Source organism: Streptomyces venezuelae, from assembly GCF_008642375.1.
Classification (GTDB): domain Bacteria; phylum Actinomycetota; class Actinomycetes; order Streptomycetales; family Streptomycetaceae; genus Streptomyces; species Streptomyces venezuelae_G.
Genome location: NZ_CP029194.1, coordinates 1437168 through 1452394 on the forward strand (window position 1 = coordinate 1437168; position 15227 = coordinate 1452394).

The 15227-nt window shown below is 70.4% G+C and carries 16 protein-coding genes; 15 read left to right on the forward strand and 1 reads right to left on the reverse strand.

Annotated features, from left to right (window positions below):
* The first annotated feature begins 64 nt into the window (after positions 1–64).
* The 11 genes from DEJ46_RS06330 to DEJ46_RS06380 all read left to right on the forward strand — a co-directional run bounded on the left by DEJ46_RS06330 (position 65) and on the right by DEJ46_RS06380 (position 11438).
* A complete protein-coding gene (locus tag DEJ46_RS06330) occupies positions 65–808 on the forward strand; it encodes a hypothetical protein (protein ID WP_150264575.1) in 744 nt (247 codons plus the stop codon).
* Positions 809–899: 91 nt separating this feature from the next.
* The gene (locus DEJ46_RS06335; protein WP_150264576.1) at positions 900–2102 is read left to right on the forward strand and encodes an Ig-like domain-containing protein; all 1203 of its coding nucleotides are present in this window, start codon (positions 900–902) and stop codon (positions 2100–2102) included.
* Between the two features lie 322 nt (positions 2103–2424).
* Entirely contained in the window at positions 2425–2880 is a 456-nt protein-coding gene (locus DEJ46_RS06340; RefSeq protein WP_150264577.1) for a hypothetical protein, read from the forward strand.
* Between the two features lie 366 nt (positions 2881–3246).
* Positions 3247–3603, forward strand: coding sequence for an NADH-quinone oxidoreductase subunit A (locus tag DEJ46_RS06345; RefSeq protein WP_150264578.1), 357 nt, complete (start codon positions 3247–3249; stop codon positions 3601–3603).
* 527 nt (positions 3604–4130) lie between these two features.
* Positions 4131–4940 carry a hypothetical protein gene (locus tag DEJ46_RS40710; protein ID WP_317852169.1) on the forward strand — a complete coding sequence of 270 codons (810 nt, stop codon included), beginning with the start codon at positions 4131–4133 and terminating at the stop codon, positions 4938–4940.
* Positions 4933–5820 carry an NADH-quinone oxidoreductase subunit H gene (locus tag DEJ46_RS06355; RefSeq protein ID WP_150264580.1) on the forward strand — a complete coding sequence of 296 codons (888 nt, stop codon included), beginning with the start codon at positions 4933–4935 and terminating at the stop codon, positions 5818–5820. Before DEJ46_RS40710 ends, DEJ46_RS06355 begins: the two co-directional genes overlap by 8 nt.
* A gap of 50 nt (positions 5821–5870) precedes the next feature.
* Positions 5871–6377: an NADH-quinone oxidoreductase subunit J gene (locus DEJ46_RS06360; protein WP_150274164.1), complete on the forward strand. Its 507-nt coding sequence runs from the start codon at positions 5871–5873 to the stop codon at positions 6375–6377.
* Positions 6374–6679, forward strand: coding sequence for an NADH-quinone oxidoreductase subunit NuoK (gene nuoK, locus DEJ46_RS06365; protein WP_150264581.1), 306 nt, complete (start codon positions 6374–6376; stop codon positions 6677–6679). The genes DEJ46_RS06360 and nuoK overlap by 4 nt, the downstream gene beginning before the upstream one ends.
* Entirely contained in the window at positions 6676–8505 is a 1830-nt protein-coding gene (locus DEJ46_RS06370) for an NADH-quinone oxidoreductase subunit L (protein ID WP_150264582.1), read from the forward strand. The genes nuoK and DEJ46_RS06370 overlap by 4 nt, the downstream gene beginning before the upstream one ends.
* Before the next feature lie 3 nt (positions 8506–8508).
* Positions 8509–10014 (forward strand): NuoM family protein, encoded by a 1506-nt coding sequence (locus DEJ46_RS06375; protein WP_150264583.1) that lies wholly within the window; start codon positions 8509–8511, stop codon positions 10012–10014.
* A gap of 5 nt (positions 10015–10019) precedes the next feature.
* Positions 10020–11438: an NADH-quinone oxidoreductase subunit N gene (locus DEJ46_RS06380; RefSeq protein ID WP_150264584.1), complete on the forward strand. Its 1419-nt coding sequence runs from the start codon at positions 10020–10022 to the stop codon at positions 11436–11438.
* Here DEJ46_RS06380 and DEJ46_RS06385 read toward each other — a convergent pair whose 3' ends face one another.
* On the reverse strand, positions 11439–11627 hold the full coding sequence (locus DEJ46_RS06385; protein ID WP_150264585.1) for a hypothetical protein: 189 nt from the start codon (positions 11625–11627) through the stop codon (positions 11439–11441).
* A gap of 710 nt (positions 11628–12337) precedes the next feature.
* On the opposite strand from DEJ46_RS06385, the gene DEJ46_RS06395 reads away from it, so the two are divergent.
* From DEJ46_RS06395 to DEJ46_RS06410, 4 genes are all read left to right on the forward strand, one after another.
* Positions 12338–12757 carry a cupredoxin domain-containing protein gene (locus tag DEJ46_RS06395; protein WP_150264586.1) on the forward strand — a complete coding sequence of 140 codons (420 nt, stop codon included), beginning with the start codon at positions 12338–12340 and terminating at the stop codon, positions 12755–12757.
* Positions 12758–12826: 69 nt separating this feature from the next.
* Positions 12827–13462, forward strand: coding sequence for a DUF3105 domain-containing protein (locus DEJ46_RS06400; RefSeq protein WP_150264587.1), 636 nt, complete (start codon positions 12827–12829; stop codon positions 13460–13462).
* Between the two features lie 60 nt (positions 13463–13522).
* A complete protein-coding gene (locus DEJ46_RS06405) occupies positions 13523–13957 on the forward strand; it encodes a hypothetical protein (RefSeq protein WP_150264588.1) in 435 nt (144 codons plus the stop codon).
* A 111-nt stretch (positions 13958–14068) separates the two neighbouring features.
* Complete coding sequence (locus DEJ46_RS06410) at positions 14069–15226, forward strand: sulfite exporter TauE/SafE family protein (RefSeq protein WP_150264589.1); 1158 nt, start codon at positions 14069–14071, stop codon at positions 15224–15226.
* Position 15227 lies beyond the last annotated feature (1 nt).

Below are 15227 nucleotides of genomic sequence, written 5' to 3' on the forward strand. Positions count from 1 at the left end.
ACCTTCGCCCGCAAGGCCGCAGGTAGGCCGCCGCCGTGTGCCCCTCAGTTCTTGGAAGGCTTCTGTGTCCCTTCTCACCGACCAGACCGCACCTCACCACCTCGCACCGCAGCCCGAGCCCGGAGGCCGTGCCGCCGGTCGCCGCTCCGCCCGGTCGCGCCGACGCAAGCGCAGCACGCCCCTGTCCGGTCGCTACATCGGTTACGTGCTGTACTTCGTCGGCGCCGGTCTGATCAGCGGTGCCGTGGTCCACCACCCGCTCGACCCCGCCCGATACACGGTGGTGGCGATCATCGGTGTCTTCGTGTTCCTCGTCGCCACGTTGGTCAACGAGTTCATGCTGGCCCAGGAGCGGCCGCGGTTCGCCCGCGCGCTCGTGGTGATCGGCGCCTCGCTGCTGCTCTCGTTCGGCATCGGCATGCTCAGCGGCGGACTCCAGCACTTCGAGGACTTCCCCGCCCGCGGAGCGGTCCTCGTGCCGCTCGGCATCGTGGTCTCGTTCGTCGCCTTCGTCCTCAAGGATGCCGAGACCCCCTCGCGCCGCATTTTCAGCCCCCTCGGGCTGGTCGTCCTGCTCGTCGCCGGCGGGAGCTACTTCGGCCTGAGCACGCTGGCGGCCGGGATGGGCAGCGAGTCCTCGGAGGGCGGCGGGCACAGCCACGGCGGCGGGGAGCCGGAGACGGACGAGCACGACACCGAGCCGGAACCGTCGACCTCGGCCGACAAGTCGGCAGAGCCCAGTGCGGCGCCCACGAGCGCCGATCCGGAGCACGCGGACGAAGGCACGGACGACGGCCACGCGCACTGAACTCCCCACTCAGGTTGGCGAGGAGAGGGGAACTACCCGCCTCGGAAACTCGTCTTCTAATGCACTTAGAGCATTAGATGGAAGGGTCACTATGAAGCACACGAGAGCACGGAAGCGGCACAGCGCCGTGCGCACGCTCGCACTCACCTCGGCAGCCGGCCTCCTCGTGGCCGGCTGCAGCTCCGCGGGAGCGACGAACTCCGCCAACGGGACGACCGAAAAGCCGGCGGGGGACGCGGCGACGAGTGGCGGGCCGTCCGCGATAGTCGTCGACACCGGAACTGCCGGGAAGATCACCGTCAAGGCCCGAGGCGGGGTCCTGACCTCGGTGGACGTGAGCGCGCCCGGGCCCGGCATGGTGGAAGGGTCGTTCTCCGCCGACAAGTCCGTGTGGACCTCGACGACGCCGCTCGCCCCCGGCGCCACCTACACCGTGTCCTCCAAGGGCACGGGCGGCGACGGAGCACCTATGAGCGAAACGTCGAGCTTCACGACCCAGGCGGCCACGAACACCTTCGTCGGCACGTACAACGTCGACAAGGGCTCGACCGTCGGCGTCGCCCTGCCGGTCTCGATCACCTTCAACAAGCCCATCCACGACAAGGCCGCTGTCGAGCGGAAGCTCACGGTCACCTCGTCCCCGGCGATCGAGGGCGCCTGGAGCTGGATGAAGGACCGGGACGGCAAGGACCGGATCGACTACCGGCCGAAGGAGTACTGGAAGCCGGGCACCGATGTCACCCTGCGCATGGACCTCGCCGGAGTGGACGCCGGCAGCGGCGTCTACGGCACGCAGAAGCGCGTCGTCAACTTCCGCATCGGCGAAGCCGTGACCAGCACCGTCGACGTCACGAAGAAGACCATGACGGTGTCCAGGAACGGCAAGGCCCTACGGACCCTGAAGGTCTCCACCGGCAAAGAGACCTTCGAGACCTGGAACGGCACCATGGTCGTCCTCGGCAAGGTCCCCTCCATCCGGATGAACTCCGCCACCGTCGGCATCTTCGGCCCCGAGGCGTACGACATGGAGGACGTCAAGTGGGACGTCCAGCTCACCCCGTCCGGCACGTACGCGCACGCCGCGCCCTGGAACGAGGGCAAGTTCGGCCGCGTCAATGCCAGCCACGGCTGCATCGGCATGAGCACGGCCGACGCCAAGTGGTTCTACGACCAAGTGCGCTTCGGTGACCCCGTCACCGTCGTGAACTCCACGGACACGGTCGCCGTCAACAACGGCTACGGCGCCTGGAACGTCGACTGGGAGACCTGGAAGAGGGGCAGCGCGCTCTCCTGACCACCCGGCCGACACCACCCCAGGAGGCGTGCGGCGCGGCACGGCGCTCGCCCTGGCACCGCGGCGCCCGCGTTGGCCACGGACGAGCGGCGCCAGGGCCGAAGGGTGACCCACACCCTTACCCGCCCGCCGCGCCGGAACAGGTGGGAGAAGACGGAACCGCCGCCACTGCCGCACGCACGGGTGGTGAAAATTACCTCTCTGCTCTTCTAAGTAGATCCGCAGACTACGATCGGTTTCGCCGTCGGCCGGACGACCCGAGCAGGCTCCCCCGCAGTGGCCCGCCACCCGGTCGACGGCACCTCTCCCAAGGAGTACGTTCATGGGCAGCTGGCCCCTCCGGAGGTGGGTCGTCGCCGCGGCGGTGACCCTGCTCGCCGCAGTCGTGATCGGCGTACCCACGGGCGTCGCCCCATCGCCTCTCTACACCCGGATGACGCCCGTCCTCTGGTGGAACTACCCAGCGTGGATCGTCAGCTCCGTCCTTGAGGGGCTGCTCGCCGCGTCCTACGTCCGCGTGGGCCCGCGCCTGGCTGTCGAGAAGCCCGCGCGGGATCGCACCCAGACCGCACGCGCCCTGAGTGCCGGTCTGTTGTCGGCCTTCGCCGTCGGCTGCCCCATCTGCAACAAGCTCGTGATCGTCGCGATCGGCGTGAGCGGAGCCCTGTCCTTCTGGGCCCCGCTGCAGCCCGTACTGGCGCTCGCCTCGGTGGGCCTGCTCACGTACGCGCTGATCCGACGACTCCGTACCGCCGAGAACTGCCCTGTACCCGCGTGACGGCAGACGCAGGACAAGGGTCTCCTGGATCGTCGGCCGCGGCGCCCGGCGGATCGGCCCGGACCGGCACCCTGCAGATCGGTCACGTGAGTTCCGCCGGCTCGGCCAGTTCCACCGTCTGATCAACGGCGGGGCCACGCGCGGTGATCCGCGTGCCCTACAGAGTGGCCCCGGCCAGACAGCGAAGCCGCCGACGTGAATCGGGCTTGTCCGAATCTCGCAGGCCGGACACCACGCGCGAGCGACCGCACCAAAGTGAAGAAGGACACGAATTATCCGTGTTGGTCCCTTCGTCCCGGCATAGCCGCTGAGATGCTGCCTGCCGATGGCGGCCGGTAGTGCTCGGCCCACCGGGAAGGGGATCACGTGGAAGCCGCGGCCTGGGAGCCGGTCCCCCTCCTGTTCGCGGTCGCCGTGGCAGGGGCCTTCCTGCTCCGTGGCGTCGGGGCCGCCGTCCGCGCGGTCCGGGAGCCGCTGCACACGGGACCGTTCAGCGGTGGGCTTGAGCCGCGGGAGCACCCGGTGTCCCGGTTCCACGTGCGCTGGTACCCGGTCACGATGATCTTCCTCGCCTTCGATATGGAAATGCTCTTCATGTACCCGTGGACGAAGGTCGTCCCGGAGGTCGGCGCCCCAGCGGTCGTCGAGATGTTCCTCTTCCTCGGCATCCTGCTCGCCGGCGTCGGGTACGCCTGGCGCGAGGGAGCGTTCCGGTGGACCTGAGGACGCGCCTCACCCGGGTGGCACTCGCCCGGCCAGCCGTTCTGCTCGTGACCAGTCCAGGCGCGACGCGTGAGCGACTCACTGTCGAGGCCGAACTCGGGCGCAGGGACTGGCCCCAGGCCGCCGGCCCGGCCTCCGCTGACCTGGTGGTCTTCGCGGGCATGCCTTTCCCCGTGCAGGAGGACGACTGGGCGGAACGGGTGTGGCAGGGCGTACCGGCCCCGAAGGCGCGGGTGACGGTCACGGATGCCGAGCACGCGGCGCACGCGCTGGATCACGGTCACGCGAAACTGCTGAAGCCGAGCGCGCAGCACGCCGGACATCAGGGCCACATGAATCATGAGGGCCACGGCGCGGAGCATGAGCACGACACCGGGCACGGTGAGCATGGTGGGCACGAGGGTCATGGTGGCGACGAGACACAAGGCGATCACGGCGGGCACGAAGGACACGGTGGGCGCGAAGGCCATCACCGGGACGGCGAGCACGCCGCACACCAAGCACACGGTCACATGGATCACGGCGGAATGGACCACGGCGCCATGGGCCACGGCGGGCACGAACACCACATGGGCGCCGTCGCCGGGCTCCCCATGGCCGAACGGGCTGACGACCGGGACGGGTTGAGGCTCGACCGGCTGCACGTGCCGCTCGGGCCCGCACTGCCGGACTGGCCGGCTGGCCTCGTACTGCGTCTGGAGCTCCAGGGCGACGTGGTGCGGCGCGCGGAGGTCGACCCGGTGCCCACGCCTTCCGCGTCCGGGCCCGCGTTCTGGAACGAGCCGTGGCTCAGGGCCATGGCCGGTGAGCCGGTGACGGTCGGCGAGGCCGCCCGGCGGCAGTGCGCAGCACACCTCGACAGCCTCGGCAGACTCCTCGGCGTCGCCGGATGGAGCGATGCGGCGGAACGGGCGCGCGGCGCCCGGGACAGCCTGCTGGGCGGTGCGGGACGCGACGAACTCGTACCGCGCGTCCGCCCCTTGATGCGACGCCTGCGCCGATCGTGGACTCTGCGGTGGCTTCTGGCGGGTGTCGGCGTGCAGGCCCGAGGGCCGGTCGGTGGGGATGCACACAGCAGGCTCATCGCGTGGCTGGACGCGATCGAGCACGACCTCGGGGCAGTCGACGACAGCGAACGCCTGCCCGCCCGCCCGCTGCGCGGCCCCCGCGGTCGCGTCGACACCGGGACACCCCCTTCGCAGTCTCTCCTGGACGCGCTACCCGATCTCCTCGCAGGCGCCGAGTTCGCCTGCGCCCGGCTCATCGTGGCGAGCCTGGACCCCGACCTCGACGAACTGGCCCCTCAGCAGCTGCCGGGAGGCCATGGCCATGGTTGATCCCGCTCCGCTGTGGGCGGTAGCCGTCCTCCCTGCCGTGCTGGTGCTCGCCGCGTGGGCGACGGCGACCGTCGACGCGAGATCGACCGGCCCGGGCCGCGAGGTGCTGCGACTCCTCGTACAGCAGCGCCGGATCACGAGGGCTGCCGACATCCCTCTCGTACGGCTGGGAACGACGCTGCTCCCGGTCGCGGCCGTCCTCGCCGCCGCCGTCCTCCCCTTCGGGTTCCGTTCGGTGTCCGATCTGCCGGACGGGATCGTGTGGTTCAACGCCATGGAGGCGCTGGCCTGGGCAGCCGTGTGGCTGACGGGCTGGGGCCCGAACTCGACCCTGTCGCTGATCGGCGGCTACCGCTTCCTCGCACAGGGGCTGGCGTACGAGCTGCCGCACATGCTGGCCATCACGACGGCGGCGCTCGGCGCCGAGTCCTTGCGGGTCGGTGCGGTGGTGGACGCCCAGTCCGGGCTCTGGTTCGCGGTGTGGATGCCGGTGGCGTTCGGGATCTACCTGCTGAGCGCGCTGGCGATGGCTTTCTGGGGGCCTTTCGACCAGCCGGCGGGGGTGGATGCGGCAGGCGGTGCGGCGGGCGAACTCTCCGGGGTGGACCGGCTGTTGTTCCTCGGCGGGCGGTGGCTGCTGTTGGTGGTCGCCGCCGCCTTCGCCGTCCCGCTCTTCCTGGGCGGTGGCCACGGACCGCTGCTGCCTGGGTGGGCCTGGACGGTTCTCAAGACGGCCGCCGTGCTCGGGTTCCTGCTCTGGGCGCGGCGCCGGGTGCCGACCCTACGGATGGAGCGTTACATGGAGCTGGCCTGGGTGGTCCTGACGCCGATCGCGGTGGCGCAGGCGCTGGTGGTGGCCGTGGTGGTGCTCGCCCGGTGAATACAGCCGCGTTCTGGGTTCTGGGCGTCGTCGCCGTCGCGAGCGGCATCATGGTCTTCCGCTTCGACTCGATGGCGCGCGCGACCTTCGCATTGCTCACCGCACTGCTGTGCGTGGGCGGGGAGTTGATCGTGCTCGGCCTGGACTATCTGGGCATCGCCACCGTTCTGATGATGACGATCGAGATGGCCATCATGGCCGTCTTCATGATCATGTTCATGATGAACCCGGCCGGGCTCATGCCGATGACGATGATCCACAACAAGCGCGGTGCCGCCGTCATCTGCGCTCTCTCGTTCGCCCTGCTTGTCGTCGGCATCCTGCTCGCCCCGTGGCCCCGACGGCAGGGACGTGCCCCGGCCGATCCGACGATGGACCTCGGGATGTCCCTCATGGGGCCGCAGATGCTGACCATGCTGACGCTCGGCATGGCGCTGTTCGCGACGATCGTGGCGACCGTCGTGCTCGCCACCCGGCGCGGCAGATACGACCGCTTCGGCGACGGTCTCCAGGACGCCCCGCCCGCGGACCCGGTTCGAGGAGGGCTGGGCCGGTGAGCCTGCAACTGTTCCTGATCGTCGCCGCCGCACTGTTCTGCATCGGACTGTTCGGCGCGCTGACCCAGCAGTCGATCGTGATGCTGATGATGGGCCTGGAGCTGATGCTGGGCGGGGTGATCCTCGCCGCCGGCGCGGCCTGGCAGTACATCGCGCCCACCACGGCCGACGGACAGGTCCTGATCGTGGTCGCCATCACCGCCATGGCCCTGGAGATGGCGGTCGGTTTCGCCGTCGTCACCGCCCTTTTCCGATCCCGAGAGATCGATATGACCGACATGGCCGCGGAGTTGAAGGAGTGAGCCTTCTCCTGTGGATGCTCATCGCCGTTCCGCTCGCAACCGGGTTCCTGCTCGCCCTCGCCGGGCGGCCGGCGGACCGGTGGGCCCCCGGTGCGGCCGTCACCGTGGCAGCAGTGGCACTCGGCCTGGCCATCACCGCCGCGGTCCGCCGGCCGGCGGTAGAAGCGCCCCTCCTGGAAGGTATGCCCGTCCGCCTCGCGGTGGACGGGCTCTCCGGAGTCCTTGTCGTCACCGTCACCGCCGTCACCTTCGCCGTACTGCTGTTCAGCCTGGCGGAGTTCGGCCCCAAGGAGGCGCGGGCCCGCTTCTTCGGACTGATGCTGCTCTTCGCGGGAAGCATGCTCGTCACGGTCACCGCCGTCACCCTCCCCACGCTGCTCATGGGCTGGGAAGTGATGGGCGCCACCTCCTGGGCGCTGATCGGCTACTGGTGGCGCGAGCCCGCCCGTACGGCAGCCGCCGACACCGCCTTCCTCACCACCCGAACCGCCGATCTCGGGCTCTACCTCGCGGCGGGAGCCGCCCTGGCGGCCGCACCCGGTCCGCTCACCCTCGATGGACTGGCGGGGCTCGACGAGCCGTGGCTGTCCTTCGTGACAGCGGGTCTCCTGGTCGCGGCATTCGGCAAGTCCGCGCAACTCCCCTTCAGCTTCTGGCTGTCGCGTGCGATGCAGGGTCCGAGCCCGGTGTCGGCGCTGTTGCACTCGGCGACCATGGTCGTGGCAGGCGCGTACCTGCTGCTGCGGACCGGGCCGCTCCTCGACGCCTCCGGTTGGGGCGCGGACACGGCGGCCTGGGTGGGAGCGGCGACCGCCGTCGCCCTGGGGCTCGTCGCCGTGGCGCAGACCGATCTCAAGCAGCTGCTCGCCGCCTCCACCTGCGCGCAGATCGGATTCATGGTGCTCGCCGCCGGTGCCGCGGCGACCACCGGAGGCGTGCTGCAACTGATGGCCCACGCCGCCGCGAAGAGTCTGCTGTTCCTGGTGGCCGGCGCCTGGCTCACGGCGTGGGGCACCCAGCAGCTCCCCCGGCTTCGCGGTGCTGCCCGGGCGTACCGGACCGTCGGCGTGGTCTGCACCGTGGGTGCCGTCTCGCTCGCCGGGCTGCCTCCGCTCTCCCTCTGGGCGGCGAAGGACGTGCTGCTCGCGGGGGCCATCGAGGACAGCCCGTGGCTGTATGCGACCGGGCTCGCCGCCGCCGTCCTCTCCGCCGTGTACAGCGTGAAGATCCTCCACTTCGTGTGGAGCCCCCCGGAACCGGGTGCGGCAGCCGGGCGGCGGATCCCCGGCGGAGCGGTCGCGCCCCTGGTGCTGCTCGCCCTCGCGTGTCTCGCCCTGACGCCCGTCGCGTTCCCTCCCGTACGCGACGCGCTCACCGGATACCTCGGCGCGGAGGCCCAACCAGATCTGAGAATCTGGGAGTTCGCGCTGTCCGGTGCGCTCGCCCTCGTCGCCTCCGCTGTCACCTGGGCTTGGGGCGAAACCCGGACCTGGGGCCTCGCCCGGGAGTGGCTCGGTCTCGAACGCGCCGCTCATGTCCTCCTCGTATCCCCCACGCTGCGGATCGCTCGTGCCGCCGCCGCCTTCGACGACCGTGTCCTGGACCGCGCCGTGGACGCCTCCGCCCAGGGCGCGATTGCCTGCGCCCGTTGGACGAACCGGTTCGTCGAGGGGGCGGTCGGCGGCGCGGTCGAGGGCGTCGCCTCCGCGGCCCGGCAGCTCGGCGGATGGGCCCGACGCCCGCAGACCGGGCAACTCCACCAGTACCTCGCTCAGGCCGTTGCCGCCTTCTCCGTCATCGCCGTCGTGCTCGTCCTCGTGAGGTAAACCGTGCTCACCGCCCTCGTCTTCGCCCCGACAGCGATCGCCCTGCTGCTCCTCGCACTCCCATCCCGGATCCCCGTCCAGGCGCTGCGCGCCGTCTGGGTGGCAACGGCCGCCGTCGAACTCGGCCTCGTCGTCGCCATCTGGGCCGGGTACGAGACGACGGGCGGTATGCAGTACGAGGTAAGGGCCCGCTGGATCCCCAGCGCGGGCGTGAGCTACCACATCGGCGTCGACGGCCTGTCCCTGCCGCTGCTCGCCCTCACGTGCGTGCTGTTCCTCGCCTGCTCGGTGTACGCGCTGCGTGAGAGCCGCCGGTTCCGCGAGTTCGCCGCCCTCTTCCTCTTCCTCCAGACGACCTGCCTGGGACTGTTCGTCTCCCTCGACCTGATCCTGTTCTTCGTCTTCTTCGACCTGTCGATCGTGGCGATGTACTTCATCATCGCCGGATGGGGACACCGCGACGCCAAGCGAGCCGCGCTGACGTTCTTCCTCTACACGTTCATCGGCTCGCTCGCGCTGCTCCTCGGCTTCATCGGGCTGTACCTCGCAGCAACCCCGCACACCTTCGACATCATTGAGCTGACCCGGCAGAACCCCCTCGCAGGCCGGTCCGCGTACGCCGCCCTCGTCCTGCTCGCCGTCGCCATCGGCCTCGCCGTGAAGACCCCGACGGTCCCCTTCCACACCTGGCTGCCACCCGCCCACACCGAAGCCCCGGCGGCAGGATCGGCGATCCTCGCCGGGGTCCTCCTGAAGATGGGGACGTACGGATTCCTGCGCATCGCCATGCCGCTGCTGCCCGACGCGTGGCGGCGGTACGCCCTCGTCCTCGTCGTGATCGGGGTCCTGTCCGTTCTCCACGGAGCCCTTGTGGCACTGGCACAGACCGACTTCAAACGGATGGTCGCGTACACCTCCGTCAATCACATGGGCTACATCGTCCTGGCCGTCGGCGCCGCCGCCGCGACCGCCGACACCTCGGCCCAGGCCCGCTCCCTCGCGATCACCGGCTCGGTCACCCAGATGGTCAGCCACGGACTCATCACCGGCGCGCTGTTCCTCCTCGCCGGGGTGCTGTACGAGCGGGGGCAGACGTACGAGATGGGCGCGTACGGCGGACTCGCCGCCACCGCACCCGTCTTCGCCGCCCTCACCGGCGTGGCCGCCTTCGCGTCGCTCGGACTTCCCGGCTTCTCCGGCTTCATCGCGGAGTTCCAGATCTTCACCGGCTCCCTCGGGCCGAGGCCGCTCGCCACCGCGCTCGCCGTGCTCGGCATCCTGCTCACGGCCGGACTGTTCCTGCGCGCGCTGCGGCAGATCCTGATGGGACCGCTGCGCCTGCCCGACGCTCCCGGTACGCCACGGGCGTTCCCGGACCTTCGGCCCCACGAGAGTGCTGCCGTCGTCCCGCTCCTCGCCTTGGCCGTCGTCCTCGGCATCGCGCCTCGCTTCCTCCTCGACGTCATCGAGCCGGCTTCCCGCACGGTCCTGGAGCAGCTCGCCCGATGAACGTCATGAGCGAGATGAACGAGAACCCGCTCGACATCCTCCCTGAGGTACTGCTGGCGGCCTCGGCCGTTCTCGGGCTGCTCCTCGGCGCGTGGCTGCCGCGCGGCCGGCAGTGGCTGGTGGGGCTCCTCGCGGCCGTGGCGGCTGGCGTCGGGATCGTGGCGGCGGCCGTCGCCGCGGCCCGCCCCGACCTGACCGCTTTCGGCGAGGCATTCACCGTCGATCCGGTCACCTCCACGTCCCGGATCGTCGTCCTGGGCGCCGTGCTGATCGTCCTCGCCCTCTTCGCGAGGCCGTTCCACGCGCACCCGCGCGAGAGCGAGACGTACGTCCTGCTCCAGCTGTCCGCCCTCGGCGCTCTCGTCATGGCCGGCACTCAGGACCTGCTGTTGCTCGCCGCCGGATACCTGCTCGCGAGCGTCCCCGCGTACACGCTCGCGGGCTTCCGCAAGGACGGGCCGGGCACGGAGGCCGCGCTCAAGTACTACGTGATCGGCGCGCTGCTCGGCGTGCTGATGCTGGCCGGGATCACCGTCCTGTACGCGGCGGGGCGGGCAACCGGCTACCCGCTGCTCGGCCCCTCGCTCCCCGAAGCCCCCGTGGCGCTCGTCGCCACAGGCACCGTCGGGCTGCTCGCCGGAGTGCTGTTCAAAGCCGGAGCCGTCCCGGCCCACTTCTGGGTACCGGACGCGATCCAGGGCAGTACGGCGCCCGTCGCCGCGTTCTTGACCACGATTCCGAAGATCGGCGCACTGGCGGCCCTGCTTCGGCTCGGCGAGGCGGTCCTCGCCGACAGCGGAATGCCGTGGGCGGCCGTGATCTCCGTGGTGGCCGCGGCCTCGATGACACTGGGCAACCTGGCCGCCTTCTTCCAGGACGACGTGAAGCGGCTCCTCGCGTACTCGACGATCAGCCAGGTCGGCTACCTGCTGCTGCCCGTCGCGGTGGCCGGCCGATCGGACCTTGCCCAGGAAGCCCTGCTGTACTACGTGGCCGCGTACGCCGTCACGAACCTGGGCGCCTTCGCCGTGGTCTGCGCCCTCCCCCAGGCCACCCGGCTCGCCGACTACCGCGGCCTGGCTCGACGGCGCCCGCTCCTGGCCGCGAGTCTCGTCATCTGCCTCCTCGGGCTTGTGGGCACCCCGCCGACCGCCGTGTTCGTCGGCAAACTGGAGGCGTTCAGCGCCGCCTTCGACGGCGGATACGCCTGGCTGGCCGTCCTGGCAGCCGTCAACACCGTCGCCTCCCTCTTCTACTACCTGCGCTGGATCGTGCCGGCGGTCTCGCGGGGCGACGGCGCCGCCCTTGCCGGAGAGGACCGACCGGCACGAGGTATCGCCTACACGGCCACCGTGATGTCAGTAGGGCTCGGGCTGGCCGCAGGGCCTGTACTCCCCGCCTTGGGCAGCTCGCTCGCCACCTAGTTAGTGGTCGTGGCTGTGGGGCAGGGCTGCATGAAGAGCGACGGCGCCATCGAGCGCGTTGCGCAGTTCGTTCAGCTGATGTGCGGTGAGCGGACCGTCGCCCACCGGCTGGAGCGTGTCGTACTGCGGCGGGTTGACGATGCTGGTGGGCTGGTAGTCCTTCACCTGCCGCTCGAGATCCGGCCGCACCCACGGCCGCGTGCGTCCCGTTCATCGTCGTCTATGTCAGCGACGTTGCGGCGGATGCCGTCACCTCGGATCACAAGATCACTCCTTCACGAGGTGAAGTGGTCCGGGTAAGCGTCGTTCAACGCCCAATGGTTGAACTGGACTTCACCGAACCGGGGAGGAACTCCCCTTTCCAGTCCGCCACGAAAAGGAGCCATGTGCATGTGGATCAGGCGCCGCCGTGCAGCGTCCGCGGCCCTGGATTCCCACAGTCCACAAGCAGCCGCATTGCGGAACAATGGAGCTTAGGAACTGTTCGTCGCGTACCGCAGTGGTGATGACCGTGATGGTCGCTTTGTTGGCGACGCTCGTGGGAGTGCTGATCGTGGCGGTTCTGGCGTACGACATCGTCCGCCTGATCAGCACGGGCGAAAGCCGCTGTCCTCCCCTGGCCCGGTTGCGCGGCCACCGTGCCGCCCTGGCGGCGTCCGAGCGCTGGTGTACGGGGCTCCGTCTGCGCGACCGGATCAGCGCCGGCGAGTACCGACGCCGGATGAGCAGGATCGCGCGGGGTCGCAGGCGGTTACGGGGCCGAGCACCCCTGCGGGTGGACGAACCGGCGCGTACGGCGGAGTCGGGAGCGCTCGCCCAGGTCGCCGGAGCGAGGCTGGCCCTGACCCCTTCGGCAGCCCCCCATCTCACCGGTGATCCCCATGACGTTCCTCCCCCGCATGCCTCGTGCCGCTCTCGCCACGACCGGCGTCCTCTGTCTCACTCTCCTCGTCGCCGGCTGCGGTGACAACGGCGGAGGCACATACTCACCTGTCACAAGCGCCCCAAGCGCACCTGGTACGCAGAGTGCATCAACCACCCCACCCCCGAGCCCCACCACCTCCGCCGAGGTCCGCATCACCATCCGCGGCTTCGCCTTCCAGCCGGCGGACCTGAAGGTACGTCCCGGTACAACGGTCACCGTCGTGAACGAGGATTCGGCGTCCCACACCGTGACGGCTACGGGTAGCGACGCATTCGACACGGGAGAGATCGCGGGCGGCCGTTCTGCCACTTTCACCGCCCCGGACAAGCCGGGCACGTACCCCTTCTTCTGCTCGATCCACCCGAACATGAAGGCGACGCTCACCGTCGCCTGAATCGCCTGACCGGCTCCGTCGTCTCTACGATGGAGAGGGAAGACCGCGGCCCCGGGAGGTGTGCCGCTCATGGGATACCCCGGTTCGGACGACAAGTCCGCCGCACGCCGCGCGCGGGCGGAGGAGCTGCGCCGAGCGGAGCGTGTGCGGGAGCACCGTAGGCGTGTCACCACGTTCGCCGTCTCGGCGGCGATTCTGGCGGCGGCCCTCGGCGGTCTCGGTTACCTCGTCTCGACCAGCGGCGACGACGGCCAGAGCGCGACCGCACCGATCGCGGGCGAGCGGACCTGGCAGAACCTCTCCAGGAACCACGTCACCGCAGCCGTCTCCTATCCGATGACTCCGCCTGCCGGCGGCGACCACGATCCCGTCTGGCAGAACTGCGACGGCGACGTCTACACGTCCCCGGTGCGGGACGAGAACGCGGTGCACGCGCTGGAGCATGGCGCCGTGTGGGTGACGTATACGAACAAGGCGACCGCCGCGGACATCCAAGCGCTGGGCGAGCGGGTCAGCAAGACGCCGTACACCCTGATGAGCCCACGCACCGAACAGTCCGCACCGATCGTCCTCACGGCCTGGGGCCACCAGGTCGGGGTGACCAGCGCCGCCGACGCGCGGGTCGGCGTCTTCCTTGACCGCTACGTCCAGGGGCCGCAGACTCCGGAGCCGGGTGCGACGTGCAGCGGCGGCGTCACCTCATAACGACGGCGTCGCCGTGTGCGGATACCCGGCGGGGCACCCAGTGCCGCTACGATGCCGATCGTGACCCCTGCCGCGCCCTCCCGCCTCAGGCTGCTGCCTGTGCTGCTGATGGCGTGTGTCGTCACGCTGTGCCTGACCGGGCTCGCCCGTCCGGCCATGGCGATGCCGAGCACAGCCATGTCGGAGATGCCCGGTCCGATGGAGTCCATGGGCATGGGGAACCTGCCCGGCGGGATGCATTCAGCCCACACCGGCCAGAGTCTGTCCGTGTCCGATGCCCACAGCCTTCAGCAGCCCTGCCCGATGTCGAGTATGAGCGACTGCGCGCAGCCCTCCGTCTCGCCGCTCGGCAGCGAGCAGACCGCGTGCACCAACGGCTTCGACCGGCCGGCGCCTGCATTCATGCAGCCGGGGCCACCGCGCTCCGGTGTGCCGCCGCCTCTCGAACCGCCCTCCCCTCCTGAATTGACCCGTCTCTGCGTCAGCCGGACCTGACGGCACCCCGTCCGTGGAAGCCCTTCCTCGGACGTACCGCCCTCACGTCCGTTCGGCACGCGCCCGTACGCGCGCGCTCGTGCCGCCCTTCCTGTTCAGGAGCCCCGACGCATGCCGTCGTCCATCACCCTGCTCGTCACCGGTCTCACCACGGGTCTGCTCGCCGGTGGCGCTTCATGCGCCGCCGTCCAGGGGGGTCTGCTCGCGGGTGCGGTGACCCGCCGCGCCTCCGCCGCAACAACCCCCGCCCAGGTACCCGCCATGGCCGGGGCGCGCCGCCCGGCCGTGAAGCCCGCACCGGCCTCCCCCGCGGCCGAACCCAAAGCGCTCGCGCCCGTCGGCGCCTTCCTCGCGGGCAAACTCGTCTCCCACACCCTTCTCGGCGCACTGCTAGGCGTCTTCGGTGACGCGCTCCAGCCCAGCCCCCGCGCCCGGGCCGTGATGCTCATCGTGTCCGGCCTGCTGATGGTGCTGTTCGCGCTCGATCTGTTCGGGGTCAAGGCCGTGGCCCGCTTCGTGCCCCGGGCGCCTGCCTCCTTCGGCCGACTGTTCCGGCGCAGTGCCAAGACCGGGTCACTGGCCACGCCCGCCCTCATCGGTCTGGCGACCGTGCTCGTCCCGTGCGGGGTCACGCTGTCGGTGGAGCTGATCGCCGTGACCTCGGGATCCCCGGTGGCCGGCGCCGCCGTCATGGCGGGGTTCGTCCTCGGCACGGCTCCGCTGTTCGCCGTCCTCGGCTACCTGTTCCGCCGCACCAGCCGGGCACTCTCGGGCCAGCTGGCGTCGCTCACCGGCATCGTCGTCCTCATGGTCGCCGTCTGGACAGTCGCGTCCGGACTCCAGGCGGGCGGTTGGGTCAGCCTGAACCAGGGCGGTGCGAGCTCGTCCGCGGCTGCTCCCGCCTTCGTCATCGAGCCCGGCCCGTCGGACAGCCCGACGGGCGCGGACGGCACACAGCAGCCTGTCCCCAACGACCCGCCCGTCCGGGTCGATGCCTCCGGCCGGCAGGTGATCACGCTGACCGTGACGGACTTTTACACCCCCACGCGGTTCACAGCGAAGGCAGGGCTGCCCACCACACTCGTTCTGCGTGGCAAGGACTCGGGCGGCTGCGCGCGGGCGTTCACCATCCCCGAGCTCGGTGTCCAGGAGATCGTCAAGGAGGACGGCGACACCGAGATCGACCTTGGGACGCGTGACGCCGGGGAGCTCCGGTTCTCCTGCGCCATGGGCATGCAGACCGGTTCCATCGACTTCGAGAAGGCGTGAT